Origin of the sequence: Vibrio makurazakiensis, from assembly GCF_050337375.1 — a bacterium.
GTDB lineage: Bacteria > Pseudomonadota > Gammaproteobacteria > Enterobacterales > Vibrionaceae > Vibrio > Vibrio makurazakiensis.
This window is the reverse complement of sequence record NZ_JAKJSW010000023.1, coordinates 1-17,964: the sequence shown is the minus strand read 5'-3', so window position 1 is coordinate 17,964 and position 17,964 is coordinate 1. Positions and strand designations below refer to the sequence as shown.

General features: G+C 43.0%; 12 protein-coding genes. 3 read left to right on the top strand and 9 right to left on the bottom strand.

All coding sequences use genetic code 11. The features are described 5' to 3' along the window. The first annotated feature begins 72 nt into the window (after positions 1-72). Complete coding sequence (locus tag L4C33_RS03530; protein WP_428811070.1) at positions 73-1,755, top strand: ATP-binding SpoIIE family protein phosphatase; 1,683 nt, start codon at positions 73-75, stop codon at positions 1,753-1,755. 163 nt (positions 1,756-1,918) lie between these two features. After that, entirely contained in the window at positions 1,919-3,589 is a 1,671-nt protein-coding gene (locus L4C33_RS03525) for a flagellar assembly protein A (RefSeq protein ID WP_428811069.1), read from the top strand. A 113-nt stretch (positions 3,590-3,702) separates the two neighbouring features. On the opposite strand, the gene L4C33_RS03520 is transcribed toward L4C33_RS03525, so the two are convergent. From L4C33_RS03520 to L4C33_RS03495, 6 genes are all read right to left on the bottom strand, one after another. Next, positions 3,703-5,817 (bottom strand): type I secretion system permease/ATPase, encoded by a 2,115-nt coding sequence (locus tag L4C33_RS03520; protein WP_428811068.1) that lies wholly within the window; start codon positions 5,815-5,817, stop codon positions 3,703-3,705. A gap of 17 nt (positions 5,818-5,834) precedes the next feature. Next, positions 5,835-7,745: a bifunctional diguanylate cyclase/phosphodiesterase gene (locus tag L4C33_RS03515; RefSeq protein ID WP_428811067.1), complete on the bottom strand. Its 1,911-nt coding sequence runs from the start codon at positions 7,743-7,745 to the stop codon at positions 5,835-5,837. A 5-nt stretch (positions 7,746-7,750) separates the two neighbouring features. Next, complete coding sequence (locus L4C33_RS03510; protein ID WP_428811066.1) at positions 7,751-8,419, bottom strand: transglutaminase-like cysteine peptidase; 669 nt, start codon at positions 8,417-8,419, stop codon at positions 7,751-7,753. 53 nt (positions 8,420-8,472) lie between these two features. Continuing rightward, positions 8,473-9,864, bottom strand: a complete 1,392-nt coding sequence (locus tag L4C33_RS03505) for an HlyD family type I secretion periplasmic adaptor subunit (RefSeq protein ID WP_428811065.1) — start codon at positions 9,862-9,864, stop codon at positions 8,473-8,475. A gap of 103 nt (positions 9,865-9,967) precedes the next feature. Beyond that, positions 9,968-11,209, bottom strand: coding sequence for a sigma-54-dependent transcriptional regulator (locus L4C33_RS03500; RefSeq protein WP_428811110.1), 1,242 nt, complete (start codon positions 11,207-11,209; stop codon positions 9,968-9,970). 2 nt (positions 11,210-11,211) lie between these two features. Further along, the gene (locus L4C33_RS03495) at positions 11,212-12,999 is read right to left on the bottom strand and encodes an ATP-binding protein (protein WP_428811109.1); all 1,788 of its coding nucleotides are present in this window, start codon (positions 12,997-12,999) and stop codon (positions 11,212-11,214) included. A 205-nt stretch (positions 13,000-13,204) separates the two neighbouring features. Here L4C33_RS03495 and pdxH point away from each other — a divergent pair, with 205 nt between their 5' ends. Next, a complete protein-coding gene (pdxH, locus tag L4C33_RS03490) occupies positions 13,205-13,840 on the top strand; it encodes a pyridoxamine 5'-phosphate oxidase (RefSeq protein ID WP_428811064.1) in 636 nt (211 codons plus the stop codon). Positions 13,841-13,912: 72 nt separating this feature from the next. Here the strand turns inward: pdxH and L4C33_RS03485 are convergent, their stop codons facing one another. The 3 genes from L4C33_RS03485 to L4C33_RS03475 form a co-directional block, all read right to left on the bottom strand. Beyond that, the gene (locus L4C33_RS03485; protein WP_428811063.1) at positions 13,913-14,629 is read right to left on the bottom strand and encodes a helix-turn-helix transcriptional regulator; all 717 of its coding nucleotides are present in this window, start codon (positions 14,627-14,629) and stop codon (positions 13,913-13,915) included. A 372-nt stretch (positions 14,630-15,001) separates the two neighbouring features. Then, on the bottom strand, positions 15,002-16,822 hold the full coding sequence (locus L4C33_RS03480) for a formylglycine-generating enzyme family protein (RefSeq protein ID WP_428811062.1): 1,821 nt from the start codon (positions 16,820-16,822) through the stop codon (positions 15,002-15,004). A gap of 132 nt (positions 16,823-16,954) precedes the next feature. Continuing rightward, on the bottom strand, positions 16,955-17,962 hold the full coding sequence (locus L4C33_RS03475) for a PEGA domain-containing protein (RefSeq protein WP_428811061.1): 1,008 nt from the start codon (positions 17,960-17,962) through the stop codon (positions 16,955-16,957). Between the last annotated feature and the right edge of the window lie 2 nt (positions 17,963-17,964).

The window sequence follows — 17,964 nt, the reverse complement described above, 5'->3', positions numbered from 1 at the left end:
ATGTAGATGTAGATGTAGATGTAGATGTAATTAAGTGGGACATAGCTGTTTGGCATCATTAAGGAGAGTGGAATGAGAGTAATGGTTGTTGATGATCATGCTACCAATCGCGAGCTTTGCCGCATTATGCTTGAGGGAATTTATACCCATTTTGATGCTTATGAAAATGGAGAGGTCGTTGTCGCCTCAATGCAAGAGATGCCACAGCTACCTGATGTGATCATTCTTGATGTTATGATGCCAATCAAAGATGGTTTCGAGACAGCTACAGACATCCGTGATGCTTTCCCAGAGCACCATATTCCAATTCTTTTCCTCAGCGTTTTAGACGATCACGACTCTTACCAAAAGTGCTTGAGTTTAGGGGATGATTTTATTCCTAAGCCCATCGATAAATCGGTATTGATCGCTAAGGTTCAAGCTCATTATCGGGTTGCTCGTATGCACAGCGAGATGAAGCAACAGCGAGATGAACTTAGCCATTTCCATGGTCAGGTAAAGTACGACTACGCTATTGCAGAGTCGATATTTGCTAATTTAGCTGAAGAGATGAGTTCTCAGCTGACCGATGTTCATGGCATTGAATACATTTCTACGCCCTCAACCGTTTTCAACGGTGATCTCATCGTGGTCGCTAACCGTCCTCATGGTGGCGTATATGTGATGATTGCTGATGCCACAGGTCATGGTTTGCCTGCTGCTATTTCTGCTATTCCGGCTAGTCGTGCGTTCTTTTCGATGGCGGCTAAAGGGTTATCTCTAGGTGAAATAGTTTCAGAGTTAAATGACTCGCTTGTTAAGTTCTTACCAATGGGAATGATGCTGGCAGCTAGTGTCTTTGAAATCAAAAGTAATGGCTATGAAGTTAGCTGGTGGGGTGGGGGCTTACCAGACAGTTACGTATTGAATTCAAAAGGTGAAATTGAACGACGATTGGCTTCTACTCACATGCCGCTCGGTGTACTCGAGCGTGATGAATTCGAAGTGAATTTAGTACACTTAAAGCTTGATGAAGGGCAAAAAATTGTTAGCTATACCGATGGTGTAACAGAAGCCGAAAATAGTGCCGGTGAGCAATTTGGTCAACAGCGCCTTGAGCAAGTGTTACTAAAGCCTCAACCGATCATTAAAACTCTACATGATGAAGTAAAAGCGTTTTCGACCGAACGCGAAAGCGACGATGTTTCCATACTTTCAATGGAATTCCCTATTCAAAATGACAGTAAAGTGTCCACCCTATCTAGTACGAGTCACTTCAGTAAAGTCCCTTCAAAAGCTGCGCTGTTTTTCCCTAAGTCAGTATTGGCTGAGGTAACCATTATGGCTGAAGTTCGTCAGTACTTAATGGGTATTATTCCTGGAGGGGCCGATCTCGATTTGGTCTGTTCAGTGTTGTCTGAACTGTTTGCTAATGCAATCGAGCATGGTTTGCTGCGGTTGGATTCAAAACTCAAAGATGACCCTGATGGTTTCTATACTTTCTATCAGTTAAGAGAAGAGCGTTTAGCGAGCCTAAATGAGGATGCTTGGGTAAAACTTGATTTAGAGTTCAACCCCGTTGAAAAGTCTTTAGTGATGCAATTGGAACACAATGGCGATGGCTTTGATGTCGATAAGCAAAGAACGAGTGATGAGCTCAAAACTCATGGTCGTGGCATCATTCTCGTTTCAGAGCTGTGCCAGTCTTTGAGCTATTTCAATGAAGGGCGCGGTGTGACTGCAGTTTATCGATTAAATTTAATGGAAAACCGCTGAAATAGAATTACCTATACTTAATGATGAAATCTTAGATATGAGACTATTTTTCAGACAAAAGCTAAGTGATGTGAGTCTGATTCTTTAATGCACATCATTTTTTGTATTTTACATATTCTATACACTCGACGATGAGTTTATCTATTATGGAAATTGTGGCTGTATGTGGGATAGCATTATTACATTATCGGAAGACAAGCAGGAGGTCATCGCTAAGCTGCCCCCAGAGCTTGTTGTGGAGCAAAGTTTCGACCAGGTTGGGCTTGCTGAAGCGATAGTGGAGATAGATGCTGAGGATTACTTTCTTGATGAAGAGGAAGTACTTCGCTTCGTCACACTCGCACGTGAAGGACGAGGTGAAGCATACAGCGGCATATCGATAGCCGAAGTTAGAAACGCAACTGCAAAGGTTGAAGTTTCAACCGATGAAATGCTTGCCAGTATTGTTGTTACTGGTGCCTATAAAGGGCGTGGGTTACGTGGAAGTGAAATCGTTCATTGCCTTGCCCAAGCGCATATTAGCAAAGGTATAAATAAGCTGGCGCTCAAAAAAGTCATGGTAATGAGTAATCAGCTCAAAAAAGGAGAGAAATTTACCCAAGCGGTTGCTAAAGGGCTACCTGCTGCAAAGGGTAAAGATGCTCAGTTTATTCCTTTGGTTGAAGACGTAACTAAACGCATACTCAAGCCACAAGATGATGACTCCGATAAAATAGATATGCGGAACCTGGGCGAAACCATAACAGTTGATGAAAATTCTGAAGTGATGCGACGTGTTCCAGCAACCAAAGGTAAGCCAGGGTTTACCGTTCAAGGTCGTGTTATTCCCCCTTTACCTGGTAAAGATAGCCTCCTCAAAGCGGGTAAAGGCACCCATATTTCTCCTACCGATCCAAACCTTCTTCTTGCGACAAGCTCAGGAATGCCTCTAATTAAAGAAAAAACCATCGAAGTCGATCACGCTTTATATTTGAACAGCGTTGGCGTCGGTACTGGGCACGTTAAATTTAAAGGCAATGTTGTTGTTTCCGGTGATATTGAACCGGGAATGGTAGTCAAAGCGTCTGGTACTGTAACTGTTGGTGGTTTTATCGAGTCCGCTGAAGTACAAGCTCAGGGTGATATACATGTAGGAAAAGGAATCATCGGTCATACCGTTAGTGAAGGTCAGCCGAAAAGTTGCCGTGTTTTTACGAAAGGTGAGATCACCGCGAGCTATGCACAGTTCTCTGAACTGCAAGCCGGGCATGATATTAAGCTGAGCGTCCACAGCATGAATAATGAATTACGCTGCGGGCATGATCTTATAGTGATGGATGCAGCGAAACGACACGGAACATTGAGTGGCGGTGAAAGCAAAGTTGGCGGTAAGGTTACATGTGTATTCTTAGGCGTTGAAGGTGATACGGCTACTAAAGTGCACGCTTTTGCTAAATACGAAGGGTATAAGCAAAAAATTACTGAGCTAAAAGAAAAGTATACCGAGGCTCAAGAAGCCACTATGGATGTGATCCGAAAAGAGCTTGAGTTTAAGAAAAAGCCTAAAGCTGAACGCAGCGAAGAAGAGCAACATTTAATTGAATCAATGAAGACAAAAAACAACCAAGTTTTAGAGTCTACGAAGTCTCAGTTAGAAGTCGTGGAAGCTGAGTTTGAAGAGGGGCTTCAACTGAATATGATTGAAGCAACAGAGAAAGTTTTTACTCGTGTGACTGTGCAGTTTGGTGATGAAGTCGTCACGACTAAACGAACACATGGGCCAAGCATATTTTCATATGATCAGTACAAAATTGAATGTGCTTCCAAGATGGAAGAAGAAGACATTCAACTTTAAGTCAGTAGAATCAAAAACAAAAAAAGGGAGCTTATGCTCCCTTTTTTAATTCTATCGTTGTGAGTTTTTCAATACTTGGTAATGGTCTTAATTGACCGCCGCATATTTGATGCTTAGCTAACGGCTTTGACCTTACCTTTCTTGAGATCTGACAGAACTTGCATCTTAGGACCATCTGCAATGATGCAACCTTTCTCCATAACGATGACTCGGTCTACGATGTCGAGCATCGACGTTTTGTGAGTAATTAGGATTAAGGTTTCACTTGAAACAAGTTGGCCAAGTTGATTCTTAATATGCATCTCTGAACGGTTATCCATGGCACTGGTTGGCTCGTCCAGTAGTAGTACTGGAGGACGTCCAAGGAATGCTCTTGCGATAGCGACTGATTGACGTTGACCACCAGATAGCTGACCACCACCTTCTCCAACCTGACGTTCTAACCCTGCAGGGTCTTGCTGAGTAAACACGGTTACCCCTGCTCGGTTAGCTGCATCCATCACATCTCTATCATCTACAAGAGGACGACCTAAGGTGATGTTATCGCGAATAGAACCGTAGAACAGATTACTATCTTGAGGTACACAGCCAATGTTACGGCGAATATCGACATGATGGAGTTGCTCTATGTCTGTTCCATCAATACGTACGTGTCCTTCAGTGGGTTTATACAACCCCATAATCAAACGTTCTAATGTGGTTTTACCTGAGCCAATACGACCAATAATCGCCACCTTTTCGCCAGGGTTAATCGTTAGCGAGAGGTTGCGTATTGAAGCGACTGGCGAATCAGGGTAGTGGAAGGTCACTTTATCAAGTTCAATGCGTCCTTGAACGATTGGGCGATGTATATAACGCTTACCTTCCTCTTGCTCGTCAGGCATCGCCATTATTTGTTCCATGATGGTCATCGATGACTTTGCTTGGTTGTAGCGAGTCGATAGCAAAGAGAGCTGAACCAATGGACCAATAGCACGCCCACTTAACATGGTCGCAGCGATCAAACCACCCATGGTCAATTCACCTTCAGCTATCAGGTATACGCCAAAAATAATCATACCTACGTTACAGCTTTGCTGAACAAAGCCGGCTGCGTTTTGAATGCTATCGGTGATACGACGGCTTTTGATATTCCAATTAGCCATATGAGCAACTGCTTCTTCCCAACGGTATTGGAATTGGCTTTGAGCACTAAATAGCTTAACGGTTTCTAGCCCTGCTAGGCTTTCAATTAAGTTCGCGTATTTCTGTGAGGCTAAGCGAGAACCTTCTTCTATGGTTTTTCTTAGTGGGCCTTGAATCAGCAAAGCATGGATAACCAGTATTAGTACGCCAATGATTGGTACAAGTACAAGGTTACCTGCCATCAACCAAATTAACCCGAGGAACAGTAGCGCAAAGGGTAGGTCGATTAACGAGCCGATTGTCGCTGAGGTAAAGAACTCTCGAATGGACTCGAACTCTTGCAAGTGTTTAGCAAATGCACCGACAGAAGGCGGCTTTGCTTCCATTCGAATGCCTAGAACTTTACTGAAGATTTTTGAAGAAATCAGAATGTCAGACTTTTTCCCCGCCACATCGATAAAGTAGCTTCGCATTAGCTTGAGTAAGAAGTCGAACAAGAACACAACGAAGATGCCACTCGCAAGCACCCACAACGTTTCAAATGCCAGGTTAGGAACGACTTTGTCGTACACCAAACGTGTGAACATTGGGGCAGCGACCGCGAACATGTTGATCAGGATTGACGCAATCAAAACATCACGGTAGATATTTCTAGATTCCCAAATCGTGCTCCAAAACCAGTGGCCGTCACGTGTTTTTAGAACCTCAGGTGAACGTTCATCGTATCGAAACTGCTTTTTGACTAGGAAGTAGCGACCTATATATTGCTCTTGAAGTTCCGCTAATGGGATCACAATCGGAACCATTCCACTTTCAGCAGTAATGACTTCAGCTTCTTGCTTCTCTCTATCGATACTATTTAGAACACAAGAATCTCCACCTTTCAGCAGTAATACTGCCGGTAAGATGAGCGAAGGAATCGTCTCTAAAGTCGCACGGTTCTCTTTCGCGACAAGCCCCGCTCGTTCTGCTGCCCGTGGGAACAAAAACGGTGTGAGCTTACCATCTGAAAGTGGCAGTCCATTGACCAAAGCTTCTGGCGAATTAGCCAGCCCATAATAGCGGCTGACGTAAATTAGCGAATTGAGTAACGCATCTTGCATTTAAAGTGACCTTACAACTATTTGTCTACAATGAAACCTTGGAACACTTCAACAAAGTGTTCAGACAAGAAATCTAACTGTGTCTGAGTTTCAATCCGAGAGGCGATAGTAGTGATACCTAAGTTATGTGCCGTACGAGAGATTGAAGTAAGCGTGAACTTCTGTTTTTCATCATCTAAGTTGTGCGTGAACAAGTAGTCGAGCTTCACGTATTCCGGTCTGAATTCATTGATGTAATCAAGAGACTGGAAGTTACGACCATAGTTATCTACGCCAAATACCGCTTTTGAGTTTCGAATTGTATTACACAAAAGTGCAGTGTAATGAGGTTCGTGAACAAAGCAGTTTTCTGGTATTTCAAAATGAAGCTGACTTGTATGCGAAGCATTGCTCGCCAGTATTTTACCTAGCCAACGAATGAAACTTGGTTGAGAAACACTGCTTGGTGATAAGTTGATCGCCACTGGATGAGTGACTTCTCCAGAGTTTAGTTTCTCTAGCATCTTTTCAATTACGTATTGATCAAGAATATGACCGCACTCAAGTTGTTCTAGAGCAAACAAGTATTGGTTTGCACTATAGCGTGTCCCGTCTTTTTCAATGGCAGAGAACACCTCTTGGTGGAATGTCTTGCCGAAGCTATTGTTGGCAGCCTGGAAGCGGAACGTAATATCATTATTATGGATCGCTTCTTCGACTAAGCTACGCCATTGTTGCTTACCAAGAATGTTGGTTTGTTCATCGCCAGAAATGTAGCCGTATTTGAGTTCTGGGTTCGCTTTCGCCAGTGACAACGCATTATCTGCCAGTGACATTATCTCGGTGCTGGTTTTGCTGCGGCTACTGTAGGTTACGCCTAGTGAAAGGTCAGCATCAGCCATTCCAGTAGGGTCTGATTGTAAGCCCTGAATACAAGTCACGATGCTGTCGGCTGATAGCTTGAGTTCACTTTCGTCGATATTAGGTAGGATGAAACCAAACTCATCTTTAGAGATACGTGCGATGGTAACGCCCTGCGTAGTGATAGAGGTTTTTAGCAAATCAGCTAATTGGCGAACGAGCTCATCACCCTCTTGGTAGCCTTTCTCTTCGTATTCATCACTCACAAATTGTGCATGTAATACGGCAAGGCCACCAACACTTGACTCAGTTAGCCATTGGTTGAGTTGACTCATGTAGAACGCACGGTTACCTAAGTGTGATACAGGATCAATGTAGGCACGTTCACGCAGCTTTTGAGCTTCTTTGGCTTGGTTTTTAAATGACAACTCGACTTGAGAAGACATGCGATTGATGCCATCGACGACCAATCTTAAGTCTTTGGTTTTCGGTTTATGGAGTGGTTCACCAAAATTGTTATTCGCGATTTGATCCATCTTTCTGATAATGAGAGTCAGTGGACGCAGCGCTCTATTTAGGATTAATGAAATTGCAGCCATACCAATGACAAATATCGCAGCAAATGCAGTTAATAGATTCAAGAACGATTGCCACAGCTGTTCATAAGCTGAGCCAGGGTGGCTGACGATTTCCACTTCAGCAAGTTGCATCCACCCACTGGTGACTACTCGGCGATCATGGATTTTTTGGAATAGGTGCATATCCGTAAACCATTTAGGCACACCATTAGGCTTAATTGGGTACGAACGTAGGATCTCATCACCCGTATCTAAGAAAATAAGTCGAACAACTGAGTAAGAGCTGCCATCAAACAAAGCGTTGATAACAGATTCTACAGCGACAGGATCCTTATTTTCTAGGTATGGCGCTAACGCTAGACCTACGGTATTGATGGTGTTGTTCACTTCAGATCGTTGTTGTTGCTCTAAGTGATTTCGGGTGGTGTTGAACTCAATCATGAAGACGGATGCCATCAACAGGATAAAGACCGCTACCATTCCGACTACGAGTTGTTTATATAAAGTCATTGTACCTACTCATCGTAATTGATAATGGGTTTGTTTAATTTGAGGTTACGCTCGCGAGAACGGAGATCATTCCAAAGGCTTAAGCGCGATGATTTACCAGCCAATTTTCCGCTTCCTGCCGATGACTTCATAAGCCATAGATTTTTACCGTTGAAGCTGTAGATCGGCAGTAAGTCTCTTCGTTTAGAGGCTTTTTTAATTTGAGGGTTAATATTATCTAAGATTAACGGCTCTGCACTTGGGGAGGTGTAGTAAGCAAGAACCATGTGGAACTGGTTGAGTTCCAAAGCTTTAACGTAGACAAGGCGGAGTTTTTTATCTGAGACGCCTAGCTCCAGTAATGAAAAGTACTTAGCGATAGTGAAGTCTTCACAATCGCCAGCATTACTTCCAAGGAACTCTAAAGGCGTTGCCCAGTAATCATTTTTTCCCCATAAGTTAATGTCATTAACGAAGTAGAGCTGATTAAAGAAGCCGTTCACCGCAGTGAGTTTTTCTTTTTCTGAAAGCTTTTTATATTGGCTTAGATTATTACGCCAGGTCGTTACTCGTTTTCCTGCTCTTTCCCCATAGGTAGAAGTGACCGCATTTACCCATTGCTGCTCTTTGGTATTGAGAGCGCTAGAGGAAAATGAGGTCGCTAATATTATGAGCAGCGAGAGCCGATACTTCATTCAACGGCTCTTTGGTTGTAATTCGGTGATGAGTCTTGCATGGGTATCCTTACCTACTCTTTAAGGGCGTTATTCTTCGCACCTAATATTGGTTTCATTAAGTATTCCAAAACCGTTCGCTTACCTGTAATGATATCGACTGAAGCCGTCATTCCTGGAATGATAGGCAGTTCTTCATTCTGGCCAAAGTTATGCTTATCAGTACGAACTCTAACGATATAGAAGCTATTGCCTTCTTCATCCTGGGTAGTATCGGCACTGATATGCTCAAGCTGGCCTTCTAACCCGCCGTACTTCGTGAAGTCGTAAGCACTGAATTTAACGATGGCTTCTAGTTGTGGCCTTAGGAACGCAATGTCTTGAGGCGCAATCTTAGCTTCAACCAATAGCGAATCTTCGGTTGGAACAATCTCGACAATGTCCATACCTGGCTGGATTACACCACCAACCGTGTTGATACCCAGTGTTTTGACTGTACCCGTTACCGGAGAGACAACCACGGTTCTGTTTACACGGTCTTCAAGCCCCACTGCGGATTCGGTAAGAGAAGATAATTTGTCTTGTGCCTGATTAAGCTTTTCTTGTTGTTCTGAACGAAACTTCAACGCTGCATCAATACGGCTGAGCATAGATTCTCGAATGGCTGATCGCAGTACTGGAATTTTCAATTCACTTGACGTGAGCTCGCGTCGCGTATCATTTACCTGGCGCTGCAACTTCAGGAGTTCGATACGAGGAACAACACCTTCATCGGCGAGCGGTTTGGTGATTTCAAGTTCCTTTTTCGCATAACGGTAGCTTTGTCGAAGGTTTTCAACTCGGGCAATGATTTCTATTAGGTCTTGTTCTTTTTGCTTAACTTGTTGGTCAAAAACAGAAAGTTGGTTTTTCAGATTGTTTAAATCTTGGCGGTATTCGGCTTTTTGGCGAGCAACAAGTTTTGGCTGTAACTCATGAAATTTTGGAGGGAAAGCAAGTCTGTTGTAGTCAAGGCTAACGCTATTTTCCCAGCTTTCTGTTGAAGCATCTTCATTTATAACAACACTGGTTAATGACGCTGAAAGTTGTAAAACGCTGGCTGTAAGGTTGGCTACTTGCTGCTCTCGCTCTCTAAAGTCAGATCGAAAGCGCGTATCATCAATTAACAGCAATTGTTGACCCTTTTGAACTTGCTGGCCTTCTCTTACTAGGATTTCTTTTACCAAGCCACCTTCTAGGTTTTGTACGACTTGGATTTGAGAAGAGGGGATAACCTTGCCCTGACCAACTGTTACCTTATCTATCTGAGCCCAAGATGCCCAAAAGATGGCAGCAATAAAAAACGTCACAATAACCCACAACATAATTCGTGCGCTTGTTGGTGTATTCAAGAGTAACGCAGCGGTTTTATCGTCTACGTAGTCAAGCTCGGTTGTTGAGAGTTTATTAAGAGCTTTTTTGCTCATTGCTCATCCTTGTTCTCGTTAAAATGGCTAACACGCCTTGAGTGTATTCTTAGTTCAACTAAAAGTTAAGGTTTTGTTTTATATGACCCTTACAACTAATAATTTATAATAATGTTTTCATCTTATAATTAACTTTGTCGAGCTGATGCTTCTTCATTTTATCGTAGAGTGTTTTACGGGATATTTGTAATTCTAGTTGTACATCCTTCAATCGACCATCATGACGATGCAGTGCTTCAATTAATAATAGTTGCTCAAATACATCAATCCTTTGGTTTAGAGAGTTTAGCTCGCTGTTCGTTGTTTCTGGATTAGCGTCGAGCTCCTGTTTGTCGTTACGTAAGGCTCTGACTTCTGCGTGCTGCCTGAGCTGTTTGATGTTTTCTGACCAAGAGTATTGTTGAAGCTGTGATATTTCTTGGTGAGTAATGACGGGGGGCTGTAACTGGTAACGACTAGCAGCCCCTCGGACAAAATGCTTAAAGAGGGGGCCAATATCTTCTAAGCGTTGGCTTAAATTTGGCAATTGGAAAACCTGAAATCCGCTCATATCGTTTAATTGAATAGAACTGGAAGACACGATGATTCGAGCATCGTTGTTTTTACAACTTTCTAACCATTGCCAGTGATGATTTTCCCATTGCTCAGTTTGATATATGTAAAGGCTGCCGCCCATTGCCTTCGCTAACTGTTGGCGGATCAGATCTTTGAATACGGTTTCTGAGTAAGGAGCTATCTCAAAAGCGGGGATAGGTAGCATTTCACTGCTTGGGTCACTATGTAAATCATGGAGGTATTGGGCGGTAATACGCTTGCCTGTCCCCACTTCACCGAAGATTGCGATTAGCCTGTCTTGTGGGCTTTCAATCGAGATGAGTTGACGGCGAAGCTCTACCATAGTGTTCGAGTGGCCGATGAGCTTAGGTCCTACCTGAACTTGCATCTCAAGCTCTTTCTTCAATAAATGGTTTTCTTGAACAAGTGATAGTTTGTCGCGTGCTTTATTGATCGCTGTGAGTAGTTTTTCCGTTGAAAAAGGCTTTTCAAGGAAATCATAAGCGCCAGCTTTCATCGCCGAAACTGCTGTTTCTACATCACCATATCCAGTGAGTACGATGATTTGAAAGTGAGGGTTATGTTTGAGTATTTGGCGAGTGAACTCTATACCGTCCATCACTGGCATATGTATATCAGTGATAATAATGCCCGCACGTGAGCTGTCGATAGTGGCAAGCGCTTCTACGGCGTTTGGAAAGCACGTCGCGTCAATGCCTTCAATCATCAATGCTTGCTGAACAGAGTCTCTAATTCTTGGCTCATCATCCACGAAGTAAATATCTAACATCACTATTGAGCTTCCTTACGCATAGCGAGTGAGTCGGGCTTAAACTGAGGCAGCTTGATAGAAAATTGCATCCCCTTAGCTGGCAAATACTGCGCAGTTAAAGTGCCGTTGTATGCTTCTATTATTCTTTTGGAAATAGAGAGCCCCAATCCAAGTCCTTCTGGCTTTGAGGTATAAAATGGATCAAACAATTGCCCTAACTTATTCGGTTCAACACCCTGACCATTATCCCATACGGTAACATTACAATAAGTGTTATCTACTTGCCATTCAATACCTATTTGCGGTGAGTCATGTTCACTAAGTGCTTGAATTGAATTATGTATAAGGTTTACGAGAACTTGCTCCAGTTCAGTAGGGTGGATGCTAACTATGATATCTGGAGGTACTGTCGGTAATCGAACCGTAATACCTTGGTGGATGAATTGAGTACTCAAAAGGCTGGTGGCATTGTGTATAGAGTCATGCAGGCTTGCCTGATGGTGTTCTTGCTTGGTAACTTTTCTTGTAAATACTTTTAAGCGGGCAATGATTTCAGAGATCGTTGAGTTGAGCTCAATCATTTTTTTCAGGTTCGCTTCGACCATAGCGTACTTATCCATAGCCAGTAACTTTAAACTGTTCTCGCTGTAGGTTCTTAAAGCGGCCAGCGGCTGATTAATTTCATGATTGATACTAGCTGACAACTCACCTAGTACTGCAAGTTTGGCCGCTTGAGTTAATTCTTCTTCCGTCTGCTTTAAACGTTGCTGAGATTGTTGGTATTGATGGACGGTATGTTGGAGCTGTTGATTCGCTTGTTGTAGATGTTGGGTTCGTTTTTCAACCGTCGTTTCTAAATATTGATTCACATTGATAAGCTCTGCTTTTGCCTTGTATGTTTGTCGCCAAGACCAAGCGATCAGAGCCACCAGGCTGTAGATAATAAAAAATATAATGTCGGCTTGAATAATGCTTTTTGTCAGATCACCAGACTGCTTTATAGCGATGACTTGGTAGCCATTTTTGTTAAAAGGCAGAGGGTATAAACTGAATTGATCTCTTGTGAGCAATTGATTCGCTAGCAGGTCTTGTTCTACAGGCAGCTGCTTTCCAAAAAAGGAAATTGCAGATATTGATTCATTACCGTATTGGCGTGAGCGTTCAATCTCTTGTTGTTTTGTTTCGGGCAGCGTTTGTATTGATTGGTATAACCAATTTTCATTGCTGGATAGGAAAGCGACCTGATTTTGGTCGATGACTAGAATGTCTGAATTTTCAATTGTGATCAGTTGCTCTATGTTTTCTAAGCTGACCTTGACGGTGATTACGCCAAAAATTTCTTCATTGTTGAATAGCGGAGCAGATAAGAAGTAGCCTCGAACATTGGATCGTGCTCCAAGCGCCACGTACTGTGCATCTACACCTTGTACGGCTTGATGAAAATATGGCCGGTAAGCGAAGTTTTCACCGACAAAACTGTTATGGTCTTGATAGTTACTGGATGCGACCACTTCTCCCGATAAGTTATGAACGTAAATAGTATCGGCTAGGCTTTGTCGTGCCCAACTGTGTAGTAGAGGGTTGAGCTTAATTTTACTGTTAGGGTTATTGAAATAGTCTGACAGCCTTGGATCATTGCTCAAGAGATCTGGGATTTGCTGAAATTTGACAAGCTCTGAGTCCAACTGTTGATTCGCTTTACGGGCTGATTCATTGAGTTGTTCCGTCAACTGTTGGGTATGGTAGTGTTTGGCAAGCTGATGAGTAGAGTTTAGGCCGATAACACCTAGAACCAGAGCTAAAAGCATGAAGGGCGTAGACAAAAAATGCTTGGAAATGCTCAAGGTAGCCTCGAAAGGTAGTCGCAGAATCTCCGAATGATATCAGCGTCGCCACAATATTAACGCGATCTGGCTTACATTGAGTTACGTAGCACATAAAATCAGATTGAGTGGACTTGTGTTTCAAAGTATTAGAGCGCAAAATCACAGAAAAATTCCAAGGAGTTTATAGATGGAACTGAATGATATTCGACGTGAGTACGCTCAAGGCGGGTTACGTAGAAAAGACTTGAAAGCTGATCCTATTGACCAGTTTAACTTTTGGCTAGAACAAGCAATTAAAGCTAACCTGACTGACCCGACGGCAATGACCGTGGCGACGGTTGATAAGAACGGTCAACCTTTCCAGCGCATCGTATTACTTAAAGGGTGCGACAAAGATGGTTTTATCTTTTATACCAACCTTGGAAGTCGCAAAGCTCAGCATCTAGAAGATTGCAGTAAGATCAGTCTGCACTTCCCTTGGCATCCTATTGAGCGTCAAGTGCATGTTACAGGCATCGCGCAGAAGCTTAGCCCGTTAGAGAACATGAAGTATTTCTCTTCTCGTCCAAAAGAAAGCCAGTTAGCGGCGATTGCGAGTAAGCAAAGTAGTCGTATTTCAGCTCGTGGTATTTTGGAAGGTAAGTACCTAGAGTTAAAGCAGAAATTCGCGAATGGTGAGATCCCAGTCCCTAGTTTTTGGGGAGGCTTCAGAGTTGAGCCTGAAAGCATTGAATTTTGGCAAGGTGGTGAGCATCGCCTGCATGACCGATTCCTATTCTCAAGAGATAATGAGAGTTGGGACATCGACAGATTAGCGCCTTAGCTTGAGATTAGCATTTAAGAATAATTAACGCCCATGGATATATGTTCATGGGCGTTTTTGATCTTGCTTGCGCTAAGTGACGTCGCTGTGCAATACAACAGAAACTTGTTTTTTGAGTAACGTCTTAGGGATCACCGAGCCGTAACCGGAATCAAGGGCAAATTCAATAAGTTGGTGTTTGCTGGTGGCTTGAAACTTATTCCGTAGGCGCGCGACATGGCCTTCAACGGTTTTGATGGAGATTTGCATAGAGCTGGCTATATATTGTGGCTTTTTTCCATAGAGAAGTAGGAACAAGATCTCTGATTCTCTAGTCGACAAAGGAGCCATCAGCTTGGATTGTTGTGATGCTTTTATTGAAGAATTAGAGCTTAGTCCTGTTGCACGACAAACCCAGTGGGCGACTTCCAGAATGGCTGTGTCCGTTAATTCTTGTCCATAGAAAATAGTACCTTGAACATTGCCTTGATCATCAAACCAAGGAGTCTTGGTAAATATATGTGCGTGCCAGTGCCCGTCTGGATAGGGGTGAATATCGAGAACCTTAAGTGCTTTGCCGGTCGATATCACGTATTGATCTTGTTCTTGGAAGTCTTGCGCGCATTGTGTAGTTTGGCTTGGCATTTGAAAATCACTCAGCCCGATACAATGCTTACCTGAGTCGACACCAATCAAATCTGCGTAGGCTTGATTAGCATAGACAAAAACGGAGTTTAAGTCTTTACAGCCCCAACAACCGGGAAGTTGTTGAAAGAGGGAGCGCTCGGCTGGGGAAAGGCTTTCTTTCAAGTGATGAGTCTCATTTATAAACTTTTCAATATGATATCAGTTACTCATAGCTCTGTATTGCATGAAAAGCGTTAAATGCTGATTTTGCACTCTACCGTGGACTATAAAACTAGATGTGCTCACAAATTATTCACATCACAGGTGAAAGGTTATCTACAGGCAAAAAAAAGCCAGCCTGAAGAAGGGCTGGCAAAGACAAGATATTACTTGTCGACATGTAGAAGACATCTAAACACAAGCGAGGGTATGCCTGTATCCAGGTAGTTCGTCCGATAACGCGACATAACTACGTCATGGCGTTACAGTACCTAATGCATCAGGCACAAAAAAGGGGGGAAATCCCCCCTTTATAAAACCACGAGTAAAAAAGCGTTATAACTGACGTAGAACTCGGAATCCTAGGTAGTTTGCTGAGGTCGAGCTTGAAGCGTGGAGTTCGCTATACACTTTAGCTTCGCTTGGTGAGAAGCTCCAAGCTCCACCTTTTGCTATGCCAGTTGGGGCGCTAGTCCACTCCCATACATTACCTACCATATCGTAGAAACCACCACTGTTCGCTGGGAATGACTTTAGCGGTGACGTACTGTTATTTGACCAAGGTGTTCCTGCCCAACCAGTATTCGCGTTGCCTGTACCAAAGCTGTCACCCCACCAGTAATCGGTTTGTTTGCCTGAACGAGCTGCGACTTCCCATTCAACTTCAGTAGGAAGGCGGTAGGTGAACCCTGTTTGATTAGACAACCACTTTGTATAGGCTATTGCATCATTTTTGCTAATACAGACCACAGGAGAATTACCACTTTGCTTAAAGCCGGGGTTTCTCCAGTAACTGTCTGGAATTGGTGTGACTTCTGTATTTTCGAAGGCGTTACAGGTGTTCTTGAGTTCAGCGTCGGTTTGGTAGCCCGTTTGTTCAATGAATGCTTTAAAGTCACTGACGCTGGTTGGTGTTGCGGCTAGTGCAAAAGATTGCGTGATACGAACTTGTTGCGCTGAGTTTTCACCAACTAAGTACTCACCTGAACCTACGATAACCACCTCAGGTGCATGGCGCTGGTCACTGATGCTGTCGGCAAATGTGTCACCGATATTGAGCTCGTTTTGCTTTTCACGCAAAACTGCTCGTAGGTTATGATCGCGTTTAATTGCTAGCTCTTGATGGAAAGATTTGTAGCCTTCTTTCGAGATAGTCACCATATGGGAGCCGACAGGCAACATAGCTTCTACAGGTGTACTGCCGTAGTTCACCCCATCAATAGACACTTTATCTTGATATTGATTTGAGCGAATCGTTAGGCTAACCCAAGCAACCTCTTTTTGTGTTTCGGCTGCTTGTTCTGACTCACTAGGAGTAAAGCAATAGTGAGACTCGATACCCAATAGTTTACATGGGGCATTCTTGGCTGGCCTAGTTTCTAAAGTCGCGTCAATGACGGCTTTATGCTTGTTGTTATCATAGAAGTTAGCTGTAGATACATCGTGGCTTAATACGTGGATATTAAGTGAAGCGCTACCAACGTTTTGCTTAATAACAGCTGATTCGGTTGCTTGCTCTACGATACTTCTTTGAAATTGATTTACGCTTTTTTGCAAAGCTAGGTCAGTTGTTTGGTTTGAGCACTGCGCTAACGTCATATCGGCTTGGCAGGTATTGGTAAAGCTAACTTTGCTTTCGGTGGTTTGCGTTAACTCATTTCTTAAACGTTCAACTCTAGCCCTAAGCTTATTTTGCTGTAATGCATTGATGGATGATTCTGCGACTAATACATCAGCTTTGATCATCGATAGGTCAACATCTAAATCTTGAAGTTTCTGCTGAGCTTCAAGGTGCTCAGCTTGTGCGTTCTTCAGAGATGCCCATGCGTCTTGATAACTTGCTTGAACTTGAGACATGTCGAGTTCAGGCTCATCTATCATACGTGCGTAGGATTTCTCTAACCCCACTTTTGCTGATTGGAGTTTTGATTCAGCCTGTTCTGTTATTTTAGATAAACGAGATACTAAAGCTTGTTGGTTATCCACTTGGTTTTGCTTTTCAGATAACTTCTTTTGAACGTCAGACAGTTCAGAGTGCTTAGTGAACAGAAGGCTTTCGATTGATGTGACGGTTTGCGGAGGAGCTTCTGCTAATACAAATGGAGTCACTAAGCTAGGAGCAAGTGCTAATAATAAAGTTGGAAAACCAGGTCGCATAACGGGCTACTTCAATCAAAGTTGGGAATAAACCATTATTCTAAACGAAAACGCCATTTTGTCCGAAGTTATCTGCGTAACTTGGTAACAAAATGGCGCTTTAAATTCAGCTTTGTGAAATATCGCTAAATATTAGCTGTTTTTATTTGGTAATAGTTTTATCCAAATAGTATCGCTGCCGTTAACCGTAACTGTTCGGCTATACGTTTCGTAGCCTTGTTTGGATACAGTTACTTGATGACGACCAGATGGTAAAGAGATCTCAACGGGCGTACTGCCATATTTCACACCATTAACGGTAACAGCATCGTTGTATTGATCAGAGCGAACGGTAATGTTTGCCCATTGCTTGTCATTTTTCTTCACTGACTCTGCTTGATTACCGCTTAGGCAGTAACGCGTTGAAACGTTAAGCAGGTTACAAGCCGCAACCGCTTCTGGTTTAGCTCGTAGCTGAGCTTGCATTTGAGTGAAGTAGGCATTGTTCCCAGAGAAGCCACTTTTGATGATTTGGCTGTCTTGAACATGGATATTTAGCTGAACACCTTGTAGGTTTTGCTTAGCAATTGAGCTTTCAGTGAGCTGCTCAAGCAAGTTCTGCTTAAAAGTGTTAACGGCTTTTTGATTAGTAAGCTGCTTACCTTGATTGACACATTCGCCAAGGGTCATTGTTGATGAACATGTGGTTGTGTAGCTTGTTTCAAGAACAGCACTTTCACGCAGCTCAGTCGCAATGCGTTTTACACGAGCTTCAACTTTAGATTCTTCAAGGTTTGCGTATTCGTTGTTTAGGCGAGCTTTCTTTTGTTTTAGCTGTGAAAGGCGAATTTCTGTTTCACTAAGTGCTTGCTGGTTTTCCAACACTTCTACTTGATTCGCTTTTACAGCAGACCAAGAGTCTTGGTAGCTTTTTTGAAAAGAAATTAAGTCAATTTCAGGATCTTCTAGTAAACGGCTGTATTGCTTATCTAAAGCAGACTTCGCTCGATTACGTTTTGCTTTCAGCTCCTGGCTCTCACGCTGCAGTTTTGCAGTTTGGTTTTGAAGCTGTTTTAGCTCGTCACTGACTTGAGTTTGAATGCTTGAAAGCTGTTCAATGTCGTTGCTTTTCGTATCTAATTTTTTATCGATAGCAGTCACTG

Coding starts and splice junctions, on each gene's coding strand:
- L4C33_RS03530 (WP_428811070.1), top strand. CDS start 73: ATGAGAGTAATGGTTGTTGATGATCATGCTACCAATCGCGAGCTTTGC.
- L4C33_RS03525 (WP_428811069.1), top strand. CDS start 1,919: ATGTGGGATAGCATTATTACATTATCGGAAGACAAGCAGGAGGTCATC.
- L4C33_RS03520 (WP_428811068.1), bottom strand. CDS start 5,817: ATGCAAGATGCGTTACTCAATTCGCTAATTTACGTCAGCCGCTATTAT.
- L4C33_RS03515 (WP_428811067.1), bottom strand. CDS start 7,745: ATGACTTTATATAAACAACTCGTAGTCGGAATGGTAGCGGTCTTTATC.
- L4C33_RS03510 (WP_428811066.1), bottom strand. CDS start 8,419: ATGAAGTATCGGCTCTCGCTGCTCATAATATTAGCGACCTCATTTTCC.
- L4C33_RS03505 (WP_428811065.1), bottom strand. CDS start 9,864: ATGAGCAAAAAAGCTCTTAATAAACTCTCAACAACCGAGCTTGACTAC.
- L4C33_RS03500 (WP_428811110.1), bottom strand. CDS start 11,209: ATGTTAGATATTTACTTCGTGGATGATGAGCCAAGAATTAGAGACTCT.
- L4C33_RS03495 (WP_428811109.1), bottom strand. CDS start 12,999: ATGCTTTTAGCTCTGGTTCTAGGTGTTATCGGCCTAAACTCTACTCAT.
- pdxH (WP_428811064.1), top strand. CDS start 13,205: ATGGAACTGAATGATATTCGACGTGAGTACGCTCAAGGCGGGTTACGT.
- L4C33_RS03480 (WP_428811062.1), bottom strand. CDS start 16,822: ATGCGACCTGGTTTTCCAACTTTATTATTAGCACTTGCTCCTAGCTTA.